This window comes from Campylobacter concisus (assembly GCF_002912425.1).
GTDB classification, from domain to species: Bacteria; Campylobacterota; Campylobacteria; order Campylobacterales; family Campylobacteraceae; genus Campylobacter_A; species Campylobacter_A concisus_AH.
The window spans coordinates 18,964-37,425 of the sequence record NZ_POYR01000061.1; the positions used below are offsets into that span (position 1 = coordinate 18,964).

At 40.8% G+C, this 18,462-nt stretch carries 15 protein-coding genes and 2 pseudogenes; 13 read left to right on the plus strand and 4 right to left on the minus strand.

Annotated elements, in window-relative coordinates; all coding sequences use genetic code 11:
* Positions 1–20 precede the first annotated feature (20 nt).
* The 4 genes from flgE to CYP84_RS03735 form a co-directional block, all read right to left on the minus strand.
* The gene (gene flgE, locus CYP84_RS03720) at positions 21–2,465 is read right to left on the minus strand and encodes a flagellar hook protein FlgE (protein WP_103636716.1); all 2,445 of its coding nucleotides are present in this window, start codon (positions 2,463–2,465) and stop codon (positions 21–23) included.
* An 86-nt stretch (positions 2,466–2,551) separates the two neighbouring features.
* On the minus strand, positions 2,552–2,848 hold the full coding sequence (locus tag CYP84_RS03725) for a type II toxin-antitoxin system RelE/ParE family toxin (RefSeq protein WP_103636717.1): 297 nt from the start codon (positions 2,846–2,848) through the stop codon (positions 2,552–2,554).
* Position 2,849: 1 nt separating this feature from the next.
* Positions 2,850–3,101, minus strand: a complete 252-nt coding sequence (locus CYP84_RS03730) for a hypothetical protein (protein ID WP_103636718.1) — start codon at positions 3,099–3,101, stop codon at positions 2,850–2,852.
* Positions 3,102–3,146: 45 nt separating this feature from the next.
* The gene (locus CYP84_RS03735; RefSeq protein ID WP_103636719.1) at positions 3,147–4,514 is read right to left on the minus strand and encodes a Na+/H+ antiporter NhaC family protein; all 1,368 of its coding nucleotides are present in this window, start codon (positions 4,512–4,514) and stop codon (positions 3,147–3,149) included.
* A gap of 119 nt (positions 4,515–4,633) precedes the next feature.
* Here CYP84_RS03735 and pyrE point away from each other — a divergent pair, with 119 nt between their 5' ends.
* The 13 genes and pseudogenes from pyrE (at position 4,634) to CYP84_RS03795 (ending at position 18,462) form a co-directional block, all read left to right on the plus strand.
* Positions 4,634–5,242 (plus strand): orotate phosphoribosyltransferase, encoded by a 609-nt coding sequence (pyrE, locus tag CYP84_RS03740; protein ID WP_103636720.1) that lies wholly within the window; start codon positions 4,634–4,636, stop codon positions 5,240–5,242.
* Positions 5,243–5,437: 195 nt separating this feature from the next.
* Positions 5,438–6,283, plus strand: a pseudogene (locus CYP84_RS11245) (cache domain-containing protein); the annotation flags it as partial.
* A 351-nt stretch (positions 6,284–6,634) separates the two neighbouring features.
* Positions 6,635–6,824: pseudogene (locus CYP84_RS11250) on the plus strand (methyl-accepting chemotaxis protein); the annotation flags it as partial.
* Between the two features lie 485 nt (positions 6,825–7,309).
* Positions 7,310–7,999, plus strand: a complete 690-nt coding sequence (locus CYP84_RS03750; protein ID WP_103636722.1) for a response regulator transcription factor — start codon at positions 7,310–7,312, stop codon at positions 7,997–7,999.
* Positions 7,989–9,416, plus strand: coding sequence for a c-type heme family protein (locus CYP84_RS03755; protein WP_103636723.1), 1,428 nt, complete (start codon positions 7,989–7,991; stop codon positions 9,414–9,416). Before CYP84_RS03750 ends, CYP84_RS03755 begins: the two co-directional genes overlap by 11 nt.
* A gap of 95 nt (positions 9,417–9,511) precedes the next feature.
* Complete coding sequence (locus CYP84_RS03760; RefSeq protein ID WP_103636724.1) at positions 9,512–11,578, plus strand: cytochrome C; 2,067 nt, start codon at positions 9,512–9,514, stop codon at positions 11,576–11,578.
* A gap of 44 nt (positions 11,579–11,622) precedes the next feature.
* Positions 11,623–12,381, plus strand: coding sequence for an FKBP-type peptidyl-prolyl cis-trans isomerase (locus CYP84_RS03765; RefSeq protein ID WP_002940651.1), 759 nt, complete (start codon positions 11,623–11,625; stop codon positions 12,379–12,381).
* Between the two features lie 19 nt (positions 12,382–12,400).
* The gene (locus CYP84_RS03770; RefSeq protein WP_180996374.1) at positions 12,401–13,072 is read left to right on the plus strand and encodes a 4Fe-4S dicluster domain-containing protein; all 672 of its coding nucleotides are present in this window, start codon (positions 12,401–12,403) and stop codon (positions 13,070–13,072) included.
* Between the two features lies 1 nt (position 13,073).
* Positions 13,074–14,003 (plus strand): NrfD/PsrC family molybdoenzyme membrane anchor subunit, encoded by a 930-nt coding sequence (gene nrfD, locus CYP84_RS03775; protein WP_103636725.1) that lies wholly within the window; start codon positions 13,074–13,076, stop codon positions 14,001–14,003.
* 16 nt (positions 14,004–14,019) lie between these two features.
* Entirely contained in the window at positions 14,020–16,638 is a 2,619-nt protein-coding gene (gene ccsA, locus CYP84_RS03780) for a cytochrome c biogenesis protein (protein ID WP_103636726.1), read from the plus strand.
* Positions 16,639–16,643: 5 nt separating this feature from the next.
* Positions 16,644–17,471 carry an SEL1-like repeat protein gene (locus tag CYP84_RS03785; RefSeq protein WP_103636727.1) on the plus strand — a complete coding sequence of 276 codons (828 nt, stop codon included), beginning with the start codon at positions 16,644–16,646 and terminating at the stop codon, positions 17,469–17,471.
* Entirely contained in the window at positions 17,471–18,007 is a 537-nt protein-coding gene (locus CYP84_RS03790) for a hypothetical protein (protein ID WP_103636728.1), read from the plus strand. The genes CYP84_RS03785 and CYP84_RS03790 overlap by 1 nt, the downstream gene beginning before the upstream one ends.
* Complete coding sequence (locus tag CYP84_RS03795; RefSeq protein ID WP_103595892.1) at positions 18,004–18,462, plus strand: nitrous oxide reductase accessory protein NosL; 459 nt, start codon at positions 18,004–18,006, stop codon at positions 18,460–18,462. The genes CYP84_RS03790 and CYP84_RS03795 overlap by 4 nt, the downstream gene beginning before the upstream one ends.

Below are 18,462 nucleotides of genomic sequence, written 5' to 3' on the forward strand. Positions count from 1 at the left end.
GGGAGCGAGCGCCCCCTTTATTATTGTTTTAGTTGAAGAAGTGTATTTAGCATCTCATCACTTGTTGTGATAGTTTTTGAGTTTGCTTGAAAGCCTCTTTGGATGACGATAAGATCTGTTAGCGCACGGCTTAGATCGACGTTACTAGCTTCTAGTTTTGAAGCCGCGATCGTTCCTTTATCGCCTGTACCTGCTGCGCCTATGACTGCTTCGCCTGAGTTTGCAGTTTGTGAAAAGACGTTTCCGCCCTCACTTTGAAGACCCTCGTTGTTTGTAAAGCTAGCAAGTGCAACTTGAGCTAGACCAAAGCTTTGGCCGTTTGTAAATGCACCGATAATCGTACCAGTTTCGTCGATCTTTAGGTCATTTAGTGTGCCACCTGTGTAGCCATCTTGTGAGATAGACTCAGTTGAAGAGTCTTTATCAAAGCTTGTTAGTCCGTTAAAATCAGTTCCCAAACCAAAATTTAAACTAACGTTTTGGCCACTTTGTGAGCCGTTGTTAGCTGAAAATGTTATCGTAGCTGGGTGAAAACTAGCAAGCGAGCCGTTTGAGTTAAATCTCAATGAGCCAGTCACGATGTTATCTGGACCTTCACCTGTGTAGTTTATCTTAGCAGGCTCTGGTACTTGGATGATCATATTCCACTCAGTTCCACCATCTGTTGTAGTGCCTACTTTTGCCCATTTGACGCTAACTGTGTGTTTTGAGCCAAGTGAGTCAAAAATTTCAGCCGTTGAGCCGTGACTTGACATCATCATCTTGCCACTTGCTCTTAGAGCTTGACCAGGGCTTAGTGCGCCATCAAGTGCTTTCATGATATTTGTAAAGCGAACGTTTTCATTTACTGCTGCGTTGTTTGTGCCTTGAGCTGGCTTTGTAAGACCAGTTGTAGTCATATAAAGAGCTTGATCAGCTATTTCATTCGTAGGGTTTTCTAACTGAAATTGACCTAGTTTATTTACAGTGATCTTTACGCCATCGTTCGTATCATCTCCAGCTACTGCCTGAAGTGCAGCAACACCTGCTGCGTGTTTTTGATCAGGTGTGCCAGCTGCTGCCGCATAAGCGTTGTTATATGCTAGTGCATAGGCTGGATTTGTTATAGCTGCACCACCTGTACCAGGGGCTACCTTGTGAGCGGCAGTTGCAAGTTTTGCTGCATCAAGTGCGTCAGAGTTTGCTCTTATTTGACCATCGCCATTATAATCAACATGGTTTCTAGCATCCTCTTGCATAGCAGCACGAAGATCTTCTGTTGTTGTTATTTGTCTTGCGATTTTGTCGTTATTTGGATGAACAGCTGTTGTTTGTGAGCTTGTATAGACATATTGATAAGCTGTTATGATATCTTTACTAGCTAGACCGCCAACTGTGTTTCCAGCATTTACTGTTAGGTGGATGTTTTTTGTCTCTTCGGTTGTACCTGAGTTGTTTCTGTTTATAAGCGTTAGTTTGTTACCCTCTGAAATTTCAGCTCTAACACCAGTTTTGTTGTACTGAGCGTTGATAGCAGCTGCGACGTCACTAATGCTTGTCATTGTGCCAGCTTGAGTTTTGATGTTTTGTCCATTTAGTGTTATATCAAGTGTAGCTGGTGGATTGATCTGACCGATGTTTTGTGCTAGAGCGCTACCTACTGAAAATTTCTCAGTCTTAGCATTTGCGTAGCTTACCCAGATACCTTGACCATCTCTTAGAGCAAGACCGTTTCCAAGCTCGTCAAATGTAACGCCAAGATCGACACCACGCTCTGTTAAAATTTGCTCGTTTCTTGAGTTTGTATAAAATTCATCGTTGTTTGTATCGTTTTCGTTATGAACTTCGTTGGCATTTAAAATTCCATCATTATTAAAATCACGTCCGCCAGCAACTGAATCAAGTGCGTAAATAGGTGTGCTTCTTTGACCGATGCTGTTGCCTGAGTCGAGGTTACCTTTTATTTTAACTTCCGTTGTCGCTCTTGCTGGAGTTGTAAGACCTTCTTTGATGACGATGTTGCTTATAGGACCTGTTGAGTCGATAGTGCCAGTCTCATCATCTCTAGTCCAGCCTTGAACGATGTAGCCACTATTATTTACGAAGTTACCAGCCTTATCACGGACGAAGTCGCCGTTTCTTGTATAGTATCTTGTCGTTCCGCCATCTGGAGAGACGACAAAGAAGCCATTTCCTTGAAGAGCAAGGTCGGTTTGCTTATCAGTGGCTGTTAGTGTGCCTTGTGAGAAAATTCTTGTAGTTGAGTTTATAGTCGTTCCTAGACCTATTTGCATAGCGTTTTGACCGCCTAGCTGACCTTGTGGAGCGGTAGCAACTCTTGGAGTTTGGCTTAGTATATCAGCAAAATTTGCGCGGTTGTATTTAAAACCATAGGTATTGACGTTTGCGATATTGTTGCCTTCTACGTCCATGGCTATCTGGTGGGCTTGTAGGCCTGAAACACCAGACCAAAGTGATCTCATCATGAGCTTATCCTTTTTTCTCGTTTTAAAATTTTTTATGATCTTTCTAAAGCAAAAGATGTTCCAAAATTTATATCGGTAAAAAATAGTTACTGAGGATATTTTAAATTTGGCAGATTGTATTTATGGATTGATATGATAGTAATAGTTTGTTCGCCCTCATCTATGACGAATACAACAACATATCCCTTGAAAACCAAGTCTCTTACTTGAGTATCTTTCATAGTTAGACTTTCTCTGTAAGAGTATGGTCTTTCAGGGATTTTCATGATTTCGTTTTTTAGACTATCGCGAAAGTTATATGCGCGATCCTTGCTATCTTGTTTTATGAATTTTAATATCTCTTTTAAATTCTCTTTAAAATCATCTGTAAAAAGAATTTTCATCTTAAATTTTGCCTTCTATTATGGCATCGGTTTCAGCGATCACATCATCAAGAGTGCAATATTTAAGCTCGCCACGTCTATGCTTTGCGATCAGTTCTTTCAAATTTTGTTCATTTTCTTTATTTACGTAGTAGTCGTTATAATCTACAAATTCAACCCTTGCATGAGGGTTTATTCGTTTTATCTCTTGAAACGCTTTTTGTAAAATTTGAGTTATCTGTGGTGTCTCTTCGGCAACTAGCATACCTATCATTTTTACTCCTTACATAGATTTTAGTTATTTTTTATCTATCATAATTTATCCAAGTATCAACGCACCTACGATGCCACCGATGATTAGTGGGATGTTAAAAAATATAAACGTAGGCACGCAAGTATCATATATGTGGTTGTGCTCACCATCAGCATTTAGACCACTCGTTGGTCCAAGTGTGCTGTCGCTTGCTGGGCTTCCAGCGTCGCCTAGAGCTGCTGCTATACCAACTAGCAAGATGATAGCTGGCACGCCAAAGCCAAGGCTAAGGCAAAGCGGTACGTAGATAGAGGCTAAGATAGGTATCGTGCCAAAGCTAGTGCCTATGCCCATCGTGACTAAAAGTCCGATAAGTAGCATCAAAAATGCTCCGCCTATCTTGCCGCCAGATACCAAGCTAGCGTATTTTACAAGCTCGTCTATACCGCCACTCTCTCTTAAAATAGTGCCATATCCCGCAGCAACAAGCATGATAAATGCGATAAAGCCCATCATAGCAAGGCCATTATCCATGATCTTATCTACTTTTTTGTATTCGATGCCTCCAAAAACAACCATTACCAAAAGTCCAAGTAGCGCGCCAAGTGGCAAGAGCGAAGTATAAATTTGCACGACAAAAGCGACAACAGCACCAGCTAAGACCGCCCACTCTTTTTTAGTCATCTCAAGACTTTTTGCGCGCTCGATCTCATCAAGCTCGGCTTTTTCAAATTTAGAAGTTTTATAAATTCTTTTTTTACTATAAAAAAGTATGGCTAAGATGAGCCCCACAAACATCGATGCACCGCCTATCCACATGACTGATGAGATGTCTGAGATGGTTGTATTTATGCCGTTGTTTGCTAGCTCTTTTTTAAGGATATTGTGAAAAAGAAGACCAAAGCCAACGCTAAGGCTCACATAAGGCGCTTGTAGGCCAAATGTAAGAGCGCAAGCCACCGCGCGTCTATCTATGCCCATTTTATTCATAAGAGCAAGAAGTGGCGGGATCAAGATAGGTATGAAGGCTATGTGAACTGGGATCAAGTTTTGAGACAAACAAGCGATAAATGCGATAGTTAGTATGAAGATAAATTTATTTGAGCTAAGAAATTTACTCATTGCATTTATCAAAATGGCTGTTAAATTTGTATTTGCGATGGCAGCTGCAAGAGCACCTAGCAAGATGTAGCTAAGAGAGGTCTCAAGGTTGCCTTGCATACCGCTTATGAGGCTTTGCGTGGTCTCTTTTAGAGCCGTAAAAAAGCTCTCAAAACCGCTTGCCAAACCACTTTCAAATCCACTAAAACCATGCTTATACATAACCCCAGCAACAAGCGCAGAAACGAGGATAGAAAGCAGGATGTTAAAACGTAGCAAACATAGCACCGTCATCACCAAAATGCTAAAAACAACAGGGTTAAAGAGAAGCATGTGTGTCCTTTTTGTATGAGTGCAAGAATTATACAAGGGCGGGGCTTATTAAATTTTAAAAAGAGTGGCTTAAGTGGGTATGTGTTAAGATTTTTGGCAAATTTTAAAAGGAAAAAGCGATGGATTTAGAAAAAATTTATAAGGACGCTGGGGCGTATTTGGAGGGGCACTTTTTGCTAAGTAGTGGCAACCACTCGCAGTTTTATCTGCAAAGTGCGAAGGTACTTGAAGACCCAGCACTTGCTGCAAAGCTAGCAGATGAGCTTGCACGTGTGATAGAGAAATTTGGCATTAAATTTGATAGTGTTTGTTCTCCTGCACTTGGTGGAATTTTAGCTGGATATGAGCTAGCTCGTGCGGCGAAAAAGCGCTTTATATTTACAGAGCGCGTTGATAGGGTGATGAGCTTAAGGCGCGGCTTTGAAGTGAAAAAGAGCGAGAAATTTATAGTTTGTGAGGACATCATCACAACTGGTGGCTCAGCACTTGAGGCAGCCCACGTGATAGAGAGCCTTGGTGGCGAGGTGGTTGGCTTTGCAGCACTTGCAAATCGTGGCTTTTGCAAGGTTGCAAATTTGGGCAACGAAGCTAAAGCAAATGCAAAACTGCCAAGTGATAAGCCATTTTTCGCTTTGGGGAATTTTGAATTTGAAATTTACGAGCCAGAGCACTGTCCGCTTTGCAAAGGTGGTAGCAAGGCTATTAAGCCTGGAAGCAGAGGCAACTAAATTTTATAAAATTTAACGCTTAAAGCTTAAGATAATAATATTTGTAACTTATTCGTTATTTTGGGCTTTGAGTAAATTTTCTCATCAAAATTTCTTTTTTTTCCTTAAATTTTAAAAGTTAATTTATAATTAAGATTTTAAGATATAAAATGGCACGCAATTTTTAGGAAATCCCAAAATGCAAGGACGTGTGCTATGAAAATATCTACAAAGATAATTCTCACTTTTGTTTTTTCAGTTTTACTTGTCAGCTGTTTGCTCATCTTTTTAAATAGCAAATTTTCAAGCGATCTAACTCAGTTTTTCACCAACAAGTCCTATGATGAGCTGGTAAATGCCAGAAAAGAAAATTTAAAAGATGACGTTGAGACGATCAACCAAATGATGCGTGAAATTTATAATGGCGGCAAAGAAAAAGGGCTAAGCGACGATGAGATAAAACAAGAAATTTTTAGAGTCGTCTCAAAGCTAAAATTCTTTAGCGACAAGACCGGCTACATCTTCATCTACGACTACGACGGCGTTGTTTTGATGCACCCTGAAAAGCCATCGCTTGTGGGTAAAAATTTGATCGGACTAAAAGATCCAAAAGGGCTACTTCTGATAAAAGAGCTCATCGAAAAGGCTAAACAAGGTGGCGGATTTGTTACATTTGGTTGGGCGAAAAAAGAGGGGCAGGAGCCAGTGGAGAAGCTTGGCTACGCTGCAAATTTTGAGCCATATAAGTGGATGCTAGGAAGTGGCGTATATGTTGATGACTTGGCGGACGAGATAGAAAAGACAAAGGTCGTGCTAAACGAGCAAAACAGCCAAAATACAAGAACCTTTATCATCGCTTGCGCCCTGATCACGGTTGTTTTGATAGCTGTCGTGCTATTTATCTTAAGTAGGGCGATTATCAGACCTATAAAAAATATCGTTGCAAATTTAACCGCGATGTCAGATGAGATAAAAAGTGGCAGAGGCGATCTTACTAAAAAGCTTGAAGTTAGTGGCAAAGATGAAATTTCAAACATCAAAAGCTCTATAAATGACCTAACAAGCGAGCTAAGATCTGTGATAGAGAGCGTTAAAGGCCTAGCGCATGAGAACTCTTCTATTGCCGAGCAACTCTCTTCAACATCAGCTCAAACTACAAATTTAACCAACAAATCTTCGCTAATCGTCACAGATACGACAAATATGGCAAAAAATATGTCAGAAGAGATAAAGAGCTCATTTGAAGAGGCTAAGAAGAGCAAAGAAAATCTTGAAAGAACCTGTCTATATATAAATGAAGTTTCAAACGATGTTTTGGGACTTAGCAAAAATGTAAATGAGGCTGCAAATAGCGAAATTTCACTCGCTAGCTCTATGAAAAGCCTAGCTGATCAAGCTAAAAATGTAAAAGATGTCTTAAATATCATCGATGACATCGCTGATCAGACAAATTTACTTGCTCTAAATGCCGCAATAGAAGCAGCGCGTGCAGGAGAGCATGGACGTGGCTTTGCAGTCGTGGCTGATGAGGTTAGACAGCTAGCTGAACGCACGCAAAATAGCCTAAGCGAGATAAATGCAACTATAAATTTAATCGTTGAAGCGATCTCAAACTCAAGCCATACCATCGGCGATAATGCTAAAAAAGCTGGCGAGCTTTGTAAAAAATCAGCCCAGATAAATGAAAAAATAGAAAATATGAACCAGCTAATGAACGAGACTGTTAGCTTAAATGAAACCTCTACGAGGGACTATATAGAGACTGGAAATAAGGTCGAAGAGCTGATAAAAGGCATCGTAAATATCGATGAAATTTCAAAACAAAACTCAAAAAGTATGGATGAAATCTCACTTGCAGCCGCTCATCTTTCAAAGATGACTGATAACCTAAACACTAGCCTTTCAAAATTTAGAACCTGATAAATTTAGCCAAACCTTTGGCTAAATTTAACTTTCTCTTTTAAATTTATCACTTAAGTAGCGAACTGATTTTTTACTTTAAGCTTACGATCATGATGTAAATTTATGAAATAGTTTTTATTTTGTGTTATTTAAGTCGGCATTTTGGCTTAAGAGATGAGATGACGTATGCAAGAGTATGATATTTTAGATGTTTTATCAAACAAAAAGGTCCTTTGCTTAGAGGATGATGAGGCGATTTTGCGAAATATCTGTGCCTCGCTGGAGCTCTTTTTCGCAGAGGTTAAAGGCGTCACAGACGGCTTTGATGCGCTTGAGCTTGCAATGAGTGGGGCGTATGACGTGCTAGTGCTTGATATCAGTGTGCCAAATATCGATGGTCTTGAGATCGCTAAAAAAGTAAGAGCCATCAATCAAAAAATCCCTATCGTGATCTTATCAAGCCACGTCGAGCAAGAGTATCTGTGGCGCGCGGTTGAGCTAAAGATCACAAGATATCTTGCAAAACCATACGATAAAAAATCTTTCATCAAAGCGCTTGAAGATGTGGCTTTTGAGCTAGTTGGACGCACGCCAACTATCAGGCTAAATGACGAGCTTGAGTATGATTTTGGCAAAAAAGCGCTTTATGTAAATGGCGAAATTTCTCATCTAAGTAAGAGCGAGAGCAAGCTTTTGGAGTACTTTTTAAACAACAAAAACCAAACTATCACTTATGAGCAAATTTTTGACTACATCTGGGACTACGAGCAGCCGACAAAAGAGGCGATAAAGACGATCGTAAAAGAGCTTAGAAGAAAGCTAGGCAAAGATGTGATCAAAAATTTATACGGCGTGGGCTATCTTTGTGAGATATAAATTTCAGCTAATAGTCGGTGCTTTTATCTTTGTCTATCTGCTAGTTTCGGCACTTGTTTTAAATTTCTACAACGATCTTGCGATGAAAGACGCCAAAAAAGAGGCGTATTATGTTTTGGAGGGCATAAATTCTGTAAGAGAGTATATCGCTGGAGTTCAGCGCCCACTAATCGAGCAGTTAAAAGAGCAGGGCATCTTAAAAAAGGACTTTTTTGACGAGAGACTTTTGTCATCTTCATATATAAGCCGTGAAATTTACAACATCCAAAAGAAAAAATACAACCTTGAATTTGACTACAAGCTAGTTGCTATCGCTCCGCTAAATAAAGCTCACGAGCCAAATGAATTTGAAGCTAGCGTCTTGCATGGCTTTAAAGAGAATAAATTTAAAGAATTTGTAAAGATAATAAAAGATGAAAATGGATCACAGCTCTTTGTGGGTCTGCCTATAAAAAACCAAAGTCCAAGCTGTCTAGCCTGTCATAGCAGTGCAAATGCCCCACAACAAATGCTAGAAAAATATGGCATGGAGGGCATAGAGATCCCAGACGTGAACGAAACGGTCGCGATGATCTCTTTTAAGATACCAATCCGCGCTATTTTTACCTACCACTTGCAAGAGGTCATCGTCATAATGAGCGCCATAACGCTTATCTTTGGTCTATTTTTGCTACTTGTTTATAAGATGCATAGGCGAGGCGAAGAGAGCAAAAAGCAGACTGAGCAGCTAATGATACATCAAAGTCGCCTAGCCTCTATGGGCGAGATGATAGGCAATATCTCGCATCAGTGGAAGCAGCCGCTTGCTCAGATAAGCTCAGCTTTGATAAATTTAGAGCTTTATCAGGAGCGAAAAAAGCTTGATGAGGCGAAAATTTATGAGTTTATAGAAGAGACCAGCAAGCAGATAAATTTCATGTCAGAAACCGTTGATGACTTTAAAAATTTCTTTAGTCCAAATACCTTGAGAAAAGAATTTAAGGTGCTTGAAGTGATAAATCAAACGATAAAAATTTTAAATGCAACGCTTAAAAAGTACCAGATCGAAGTGCAGCTTGACGTGAGAGAAAATTTTGAGGTATTTGCAAATTTCAATGAGATAATCCAAATTTTAATAAACATCATAAACAACGCAAAAGACGCATTTAAGCAGAGCTACACAAAGCCAAGAGTGATAAAGATAAGCGCCTTTTTAAAAGATGATCGCAAGAATTTATGCGTGCAAAATAATGCAGGGGCGATAAAAAATTCATTTTTAAAGGTCATCTTTGAGCCACACTTTAGCACAAAAGAGAGCGGTAGCGGGCTTGGGCTATATATGAGCCGTCTTATCGCTCGCAAAAATAACGCCCTAATCTTTGCTAAAAATGTGGATGAAAACCACGTTGCATTTACAATTAGTTTCGAAAATTTATAATTTGTTAATTTTCCCCCTTTTCTACCCTTTTTTGGTGTTAAGATTATCAGTATGAAATCATTTTGATTTTAGGATAAAAATTCAAAGGAGGAGACGTGAGAAACTTACACAAAGCCTTAGCAGGCTTACTCATGGGTGTTAGTATCTTTGCTTCACAAGCCTGTTGCGAAGAGCATAATATGCAGATGTCCGATAAAGCACGTGATGTTATCGCAAATCCTAAAGGCACACTGCAAAGTAGAGGTGTTGTCTCCTTGCAAGACTACGTCGTAGAAGAGCAAGAGATGTATAACTGGCTATTTAAAAACCACCCTATTTTTACAAAGTATGGTGGCAAAACCGTCGGCAAAATGGTCGTTCATGACCGTGGCTTAGAGTGGCTTGCCGAGGGACATGGCTTTGATATGTCAAAGCTTAGTAAAAGAGATGGCGGTAAGGGCTATAGCTCTATGATGTATAGAATTCCAGCCACCTCATCACTTCAGTTTCCTAATAAATTTGTAGGTCCAGAAAAGTGCGGTGAGTGTCACCCAGCTCAGTATGAGGTCTGGAGCAGATCTCGCCACGCAACTACTATGCGCTTCCCTGGTGAGCACCCAGAGGTCAATAACAACCTAACTGAGCCAGTATTTGACAAAGATACCGCTTCTATCCTTCCAAAAGGTATCACTCCAGACGTCATCTACGCAACCGTTGGTCACTTAAGAACTAAGATGGGCTACGTCGATGCATGGCTACTTCGTGGTACTTACTATGTTGAGGGCGGTTTGCTAAGAGATGGCACAGGTCAGATCGTAGCTGGTGGTAACCAATGGCAAAGAACATGGGCGTTAAATTTAGACGACGCAACTGTTAAAAAGATAAAAGAGCTCGTCCCAGAATTTCCTGGCACTCTTGAAGAGTATGGCGATAATGGCGGATATGTCAGAGGTCTTGCCTCATACGCCGCAAAACATAAAAAGTCGATGTTTTTCCAAGCAAACTCATCATATTGTGAGGTTTGCCACCCAGTTAAATTCGACTTTAAGTCAAAAGCGGAATTTTACGCAGCACTTGGTAATGCCAAAGAGCTTCAAAAACACACTATCTCAAAAGGCGTAAGCTGTGAGGAGTGCCACGGAGCTGGCGGTCACCTTGATGGAGCTACAAATTTTAGAACATCAAACTGCGAACGCTGTCACCAAAGATTTAACTTTAGCCCAGATCTAATGCGTGCTAACCCACTTAACAACGGCAAGCTTGATCTCTCACTAAGCTCTAAATTTAAATCAATGGGACCAGGATGCGGCTCAGAAGGCTCACAATCATACTTTACCGCTCACTACGATAAAGGTATGAGATGCGTCACTTGCCACGATCCACACGACAACACAGGTAACGTTGTAGGCGATAAGAGCGTAACTGGTATGAATTACAACCCAGATCAAGGCTATCTAAGTGCGTTCTACACTAAACCAAAGATCAAAAAAGATTGTAAAGATTGTCACGAAACTCAAGCATATATCGCATCAAAGGCAGATACTCACAAAAACAACACTTGTGCATCTTGCCACATGCCATTTATGATGAGCTGCGAGAATTTCTACGCTGTTCAGTTCCAAGACAACGCTGGCTTTGATACTCAAAGACGCTCTCACATCTGGAAGATCATGGTCGATCCAAAAGAGAAATCTCTTGTCCCAGGCAACGCTGCTAAAGGTCCAAGAGATGCTAAAGATTGGCACTTTGAGAGAGATAAAAATGGCCACAACTATGTTGATTTGATGTGGGCATGCGCTAGAACATCTTGGGCTGATAAAGATATGAAAGATAATAAAGGCTGCCATAGCCCAGTGCTATCTGAGCTAAAACCAACACTTCACTTCAAAAACCAAAAACAAGTTTATGATGAGGTTATGGGATGGCAAACTCCAGTTAAAAATGAATTCTCAGAGGTCAAAATAGGCATCGAGGGAATTTACTCACTACTAGAGACTAAAAAGCTAGATCCAAGTGATAAAGCAAGAGTTTATGAGCTTGTCCAAAACGCTCAAGAGATCATCGATATGGTTGAAAAAGATGGTTCGTGGGGTATGCACGGATTTAAATTTACTAAACAAAGACTAGATGCATCTAAAGAGTATATAAAAGAAGCTCAGAGAATTCTAAACAAAAATTTATAGCATTTAGGGGCTAGTTTTAGCCCCTTTAATCTTAAGGGTTTGAAATGAAAAATGCGTTTTTAAAATGTTCGCTACTTCTTAGCCTAAGCGTGGCTAGCCTCTTAGCAAATGTCGATACAAACGACTCTTATGCCATAGGCGCAACAAGTGGTGGATATGTTTTAAAAGGACTGCTAGATCAAAAGCAACTAGGTGTTGGCTATGACGCTGATGCAGTGATAAAAGGCTTTAGCGACGCGCTAAAGAGCGAGCTAAAACTAAGTGATGATGAGATAGCAAAGCTACTAAACAAAAGGGCTGAAAGCTTAGATAAGATAGTAAAAGAAAAAGAGGCTGCCAAGCTAAAAGAGAATTTAGCCCAAGGCAAAGCCTATATGGAAAAAAATGCAAAAAACAAAAATGTAAAAACAACAAAATCAAATTTACAATATGAGATCATAAAAAGTAGCTCAAAAGGGGCTACACCAAAGCCTGAGAGCATCATCATAGTAAATTATAAAGCAAGCTTTGTCGATGGCAAGGTCTTTGACGAGACAAAAGAGGCCCCAGCTCATCTTTCGATGTTAAATTTGATCCCTGGTCTTGAAGAGGGACTTATGCTTATGAAAGAGGGCGAGAAGTTTAAATTTGTCATCCCGCCTGAGCTTGCATACGGCGATAGCGGCATGGAGGGGATACCTGGAGGCGAGACTATCGTTTTTGAGATAGAGCTTATTAAGGTCTTAAAGCCTGGCGAACTAGCTGAGGCAGCAAGAAAAATTCATGAAAAAGAGCAAAATGAGGGCATTAAAAAGCCTCATTAAGGCATAAATGGAGTTAAAAATGCAAAATCAAAATAGCAGAAGAGCCTTTTTTAAACGCATGGCAGTTGTGGCTGCTGGTGCTAGCGTGGCAAGTAGTGGTTTTGCTTTTAAGAGTGAAGAGAGTGCGAAAAAACCACATTTTGGCATGATATTTGACCAAAACAAATGCGTCGGCTGCACGGACTGCGAAGTGGCATGTAGAAAGGTAAATTTAGTCCCAAAAGGGCAGATGAGACTTTTTGTAGAAGATAAGACTGATCCTAAGAATTTGCTCGATAAAAGATATGTAAGAGTATCTTGTCAGCAGTGCGAGGATGCGCCTTGTGTGGCTGTTTGCCCAACAAAAGCCTGTCACAAGGATATAAAAACTGGCATCCAAACTACAAACATAGATGACTGCATCGCCTGTAAATACTGCATCGTAGCCTGTCCTTACGACGTGAGATATATCGATAAGTTTAGTCACTCAGCCCAAAGCTGTAACTTCTGCATAGATACAAATTTAAAGGATAAAAAAGATCCAGCCTGCGTTGAGGCGTGCAGATATGAGGCTTTGGTCTTTGGCGATTTAAACGATGAGAACTCGCACATTAGCCAGCTTCTAGCTGTCAAAGATAGCATAAGGCTAAGGGCAGAACTTGGCACAAAACCAAGCCTTAGATATATTCCTAAAGTAAAAGCGGGGGTGTAAGATGGATGGTGCATTAAATTTCACTGCGACATTTTCGCACGCAGTAGAGTGGGGCTGGCCGATCGCTGTTTATCTTTTGCTAGCTGGTATGAGTGGCGGAGCATTGATCGCTGCCATAGTTCTAAAGCGCTACAAAAGGCAAGATGGCTTTAGTCCATTTTTCAAGGCTGCTTCGCTTTTGGCCTTTGTTAGCATCATGCTTGGTATGGTTTGCTTGATAGCTGACCTTGAAAAGCCACTTTTGTTTTGGAAAATTTTAATTAATTACAACTTCACATCGGTTATGTCTATCGGTGTAGCCGCGCTTTGCGTATTTATACCGCTTAGCTTTTTGATGTGTCTATACGCTTTTGGTGCGGAGTTAAAGTCATTTTGTGGCTTTTTTGATGGTGTGATGAAAATTTTATCGCCACTTTATCCGCTCTTAAGCGCGCTTTGCCTGCTTTTTGCGGTTATCATTTGCGCATATACAGGCTTTTTAATCTCGGTGCTCATTAGATTTCCACTTTTAAACACCGCCGTTTTACCAGCGCTTTTTATAGCTTCAGGGCTTAGTGCTGGCATAAGTGGTAGCAGCTTGATAGCGGCACTATTTTTCAAAGAAGATCCACACTCAAGCGACCTTAGCTCGCTTCATGGCGTGGAGTTTTACGTCTTATGGGCTGAAATTTTACTCATTTTAATGCTTTTTGTATCGCTTTTGCTTGGCTCAAGCTATCAGCAGGGCGCGGCAGTTGCATTTTATAGTGGCGTTTGGGCTAAATTCTTTTGGCTTGGGGTTGTTTTAGTTGGCTTTGTCTTGCCTCTTGTTTTAAATTTCGCACTTGGCAAGATGAAATTTAGCTTCTACCTTGGCTCATTTGCAGCAGTCGTTGGCGTTTTATTGCTTAGGGTTTTTATACTTTATGCAGGACAGACTTATAGCATTTAAGGCTTAAGGGCAGGTGATGAAAATTTTAAACATTTATCGCTTGTCTTTAATATTATTATTTATCCTTGCTTTTGGTGCAGGGGTGGCGACCTTTTTGGAAAATTTTTATGACACACAAACGGCTAGAGTGCTTGTTTATGAAGCGCTCTGGTACGAGTGCGTCATGGCAGCTTGTGCCATTTGCTTAGCCATTAGCATCGTAAAAACCAAGATGTATAAGAAATTTGGCGCATTTTTGATACATCTTGCTTTTATTCTGATCTTCATCGGTGCTGCGCTTACAAGATACTTTGGCGAAGAGGGTGTATTGCATCTTAGAGTGGGCGAGAGCGGCAACTATATGCAAAGCACAAAGCCCTATTTAAGAGTGCAAATTTCAAATGAAAGCTTTGAATATCCACTAAAACTTAGCCTACTTGGCAAAAACGACTTTGGCTTTAAAAAAGATATAAACGGCAAAGAATTTATTATAAAGATAGTTGGCTACAAAAAGGATGAGAAAAACGCTCCAGCCACGCTTAGCATAGAGGCTGGCTTTGATAATGAAAAGAGCAAAACCGCCAAGCTAAAAGGTGGCGCTGGATACGATCTTGAGCCAAGCATCTTAAGCTTTGATGGGCAAGAGGCGAAATTTTACTTTAGCTCAAGGGCGATAAATTTACCATTTTCACTAAGGCTTGATAAATTTATCCTAGAGCGCTACGCAGGGCTAAATAGCCCATCATCTTACACGAGCAGGGTAAATATCGCAGGCAGCGAGCATGAAATTTCACTAAATCACCCACTAAGCATCATGGGCTATAAAATCTTTCAATCATCATACGACGCTGACGAGCTTGGAAGCGCCTTTGAGATCAGCTTTGATCCTGGCAAAGTGCCAACTTACATCGGATATTTTCTGCTTTGCCTTGGCTTTGTGGGAAATTTATTTAGCAAAAAGAGCCGATTTTTTAGACTTTGTAACTTCATAAAAGGCACGCAGTTTGCATTTTTAGCCCTGCTTTTGCTAAATGCCACGCCAAATTTCGCAAGCGATGAAGCCATAAATTTTAAAGCTCACGCAGATAAATTTGCCAAAATTTTAGTTCAAACTGATAGCAGGATCGCACCAGCTGGCTCTTACACAAGAGCAGTAATAAGCAAAATTTCAACCAAAACGACGCTCTTTGGGCTTAGCAGCGATGAGCTGATGCTCTCTTTTGCCATCTCGCCACAAGAGTGGATGGATAAAAGGATAGTAAAGATCACAAGCGATCGTGTGGGCGAGCTTCTTGGAGTTAGTGAGAAATTTGCTAGCTTTAATGACGTTTTTAACGAAAATGGCGAGTATAAGCTGGCTAAATTTGTAGAAGCTGCAAATGAAAAATCCGCCTCAAAAAGAGAGAAATTCGATAGCGACGTCATTAAATTTGACGAGAGGCTAAATGTCTTATACCTTGCGCTAAAGGGCGAAATTTTAAAATTTATCCCCGCTAAAAATGGTGATACTATCACGTGGCTAGGCGTAAATGAAGCCTTTAGCAAAGATGAAATTTCAAACGAGTTTAAAAGCGTTCTAGGCGCTTACATAGAAAATTTAAGCCTTTGCGTAAAAAGTGGCGAGTGCAAAGAGGCTGATAAGAGTTTGGAGCAAATTTCAGGCTATCAAAGAAGTACTCTAGGCTCTCTTGCGCCAAGCGAGGCAAAAGTCGGCCTTGAAGTGCTTTACAACCAAATGGAGATATTTAAATTTCTTATCTATTTTTACATGATCCTAGCTCTTGCTTCGCTCGCTCTTGGCTTTTATAGGCTATTTTTTGGGAGGAAATTTAGATTTGAAAGAGCGATTAGCCTTGCGTTTTTTACTGCGTTTATAGTACATGCTCTAAATTTAGCCCTACGCGCTTACATCTCAGGTCACGCGCCTTGGAGCGATGCTTATGAGAGTTTAGTCTATATCTCGCTTATAAGCGTGCTAGCTGGAGTGCTATTTTTCAAGCATCAAAGCTTCGCACTAGGCGCTGCTTCGCTTTTTGCTAGTGTTAGCTTGCTGGTGGCTCATCTAAATTTTATAAACCCTCAGATAACAAATTTAGTCCCTGTTTTAAAGTCATTTTGGCTTAGCGTGCATGTAAGCGTCATCACAGCAAGCTACGGCTTTTTGGGCTTTGGCTTTGTGCTAGGGCTTGTGGGACTTATCTTAATGGCTCTAAAAAATGACAAAAATGAGCAAAAGCTTAGCGAGCAGATAAGATACCTAGCAGCCACCGACGAGCTAAGCCTCATCATAGGACTTAGCTTGCTAACTGTAGGGAATTTTTTAGGCGGCGTCTGGGCGAATGAGAGCTGGGGCAGATACTGGGGCTGGGACAGCAAAGAGAGCTGGTCATACATCACGATCATCGTCTATGCCATAGTGCTTCATCTAAGGTTTATACCAAGGCTAAGGGGCGTTTTTACCTTTTTAACGGCTAGCGTGCTATCATTTGCTTCGGTACTTTTTACATATTTTGGAGTAAATTTCTACCTTAGCGGACTTCACTCATACGCAAATGGTGAGAGCTTTGGCATCTCAGGGCTAATATACTTGATCTTAGCGGCTCTTGCCTTGCTGATCGCCCTAGCCTACCGCGGCAGAGATATAAAAGTAGTTTAGGAGATATGATGAAGAAGAGTTTGATTTTACTGGCTGCTAGTTTGTGCGTTTTAAATGCTGGCTACATCAAAGAGGCTTTAAACGCAAAAGATGATCACAACAAACTAGCGCAAATTTATGAAGATGCTTGTGACAAAGAGAAGAAGGCATCAGGCTGCTACAACCTAGCTGTGCTTTACAGCAGGGGTGATGGCAACGTCAAAAAGGACGAGGCAAAGGCGGCTATGCTTTATGAAAAGGCTTGCTATCAAAATTTCTCTATGGCTTGCAGCAACCTTGGCTATGTATATGAAAAGGGCAAAGGCGTAGAAAAAGACCTAGCAAAAGCAGTTAAATTTTATGAAAAAGCATGTAGCGACAACGAGGGCTGCACCGAGCTTGGCTTGCTTTATGCAAATGGCACCGGCGTAGAAAAAGACCTAAAAAAAGCAAAAGAGCTCTATGAAAAGGCTTGCAAGGCAGGGGATGGCATGGGATGTAGCAACCTTGGCTACCTATACGCTCAGGGCGAAGGCGTCGAGAAAGACTACGCAAAAGCCAAAGCAAACTACGAGATGGCCTGCGCAAACGAAGCTGGCATAGGATGTGACAACCTTGGCTTTTTATATGTCTATGCTCAAGGCGTTGATCAAAACCTTACAAAAGCGACAAAGCTTTACGAGCAAGCGTGCATATACGCCTATGAAAAGGGCTGCAACAACTACGCAATCATGCTAGCTGAGGGCAAAGGCGTGAAAGAAGATGTGGAAAAAGCACGTGAAATTTTTACTAAAAGCTGTAAAAATGGCCTAAAAGAGGCGTGTGAGAATTTAGAAATTTTAGGAAAGAATTGATGAGTTTTAAAAACTGGGGCAATAAAGAGGCAAGCCTAGAGGCACTTTATCTACTTGATAGTGCTTTTTTGGAGCCAGATGAAGAGTATCTAAGGCTCATTTCTAAAAAAGAGGATGAAAATAGCCTAAGATATAAAGTAGATAACGGGCAGGGCGATCTACTAGACGTGATATTTACGCGCGAGGCGGTGCTTGTTAGGGGGTTTGATCACGAAAATGAGCTAAATTCGCTAAGCACAGACAAAAGCGTGGTAGAGCAAATTTATAGTGGCGAGGCTGCTAAATTTCGCTCTTACTTCTTGCCAGATGAGATAGAGCAAACGACCTTTTTTATCTGGTATGACGGAGTGGAACATCAAAATTTAGTTGGAGGCAATAGCGGCGGACGCTGGCTGCTTGGTTATGCTTTTGATGATTTTGATAAATTTAGCGAGTTTGTAAAGGGCTACTACGAGATAGACTTTGATGATGAGATGTTAAAAAAGCTCTATGAAAAGGGCGAGTTAGAAAAAGAGAAACTAAAGGAGATAAGATGAAATTTATAGCTTTGTTGCTTAGCGCAGTTTTTGCCTTATGGGCTGGAAATTTGACGAGTGAGGCAAACATAAACGCCTATAAAGGAGCAAAAGAGCGCATCGAGCTGCCAAAGGACGCAAGATGTGCGGTGTGTGGCATGCCTATAAAAAACAAGCAGTGGGCGACGCTTATAAAGGCTGGTGGCAAGGACTATTACTTTGACGGCGTAAAAGATATGGCGCACTTTTACTTCGCTGATGAGGTGGCGAAAGAGGCTTATGTGAGTGATTATTACACGCTTGAAAAGCTCGATGCAAAAGAGGCGTTTTACGTGCATGGCTCAAACGTTTTTGGACCGATGGGCGAGGAGTTTATCCCGTTTAAAGACGAAGTAAAGGCAAATAGCTTTATGAAAGATCACGCTGGCAAAGGTGTCATAAAATTTGACGAGATAAAGACATTTATCGGTAAATAA

Bases quoted from the DNA above. Each gene is read 5' to 3' on its own strand.
- flgE (WP_103636716.1), bottom strand. From the start codon at position 2,465: ATGATGAGATCACTTTGGTCTGGTGTTTCAGGCCTACAAGCCCACCAG.
- CYP84_RS03725 (WP_103636717.1), bottom strand. From the start codon at position 2,848: ATGAAAATTCTTTTTACAGATGATTTTAAAGAGAATTTAAAAGAGATA.
- CYP84_RS03730 (WP_103636718.1), bottom strand. From the start codon at position 3,101: ATGATAGGTATGCTAGTTGCCGAAGAGACACCACAGATAACTCAAATT.
- CYP84_RS03735 (WP_103636719.1), bottom strand. From the start codon at position 4,514: ATGCTTCTCTTTAACCCTGTTGTTTTTAGCATTTTGGTGATGACGGTG.
- pyrE (WP_103636720.1), top strand. From the start codon at position 4,634: ATGGATTTAGAAAAAATTTATAAGGACGCTGGGGCGTATTTGGAGGGG.
- CYP84_RS03750 (WP_103636722.1), top strand. From the start codon at position 7,310: ATGCAAGAGTATGATATTTTAGATGTTTTATCAAACAAAAAGGTCCTT.
- CYP84_RS03765 (WP_002940651.1), top strand. From the start codon at position 11,623: ATGAAAAATGCGTTTTTAAAATGTTCGCTACTTCTTAGCCTAAGCGTG.
- CYP84_RS03770 (WP_180996374.1), top strand. From the start codon at position 12,401: ATGCAAAATCAAAATAGCAGAAGAGCCTTTTTTAAACGCATGGCAGTT.
- nrfD (WP_103636725.1), top strand. From the start codon at position 13,074: ATGGATGGTGCATTAAATTTCACTGCGACATTTTCGCACGCAGTAGAG.
- ccsA (WP_103636726.1), top strand. From the start codon at position 14,020: ATGAAAATTTTAAACATTTATCGCTTGTCTTTAATATTATTATTTATC.
- CYP84_RS03785 (WP_103636727.1), top strand. From the start codon at position 16,644: ATGATGAAGAAGAGTTTGATTTTACTGGCTGCTAGTTTGTGCGTTTTA.
- CYP84_RS03790 (WP_103636728.1), top strand. From the start codon at position 17,471: ATGAGTTTTAAAAACTGGGGCAATAAAGAGGCAAGCCTAGAGGCACTT.
- CYP84_RS03795 (WP_103595892.1), top strand. From the start codon at position 18,004: ATGAAATTTATAGCTTTGTTGCTTAGCGCAGTTTTTGCCTTATGGGCT.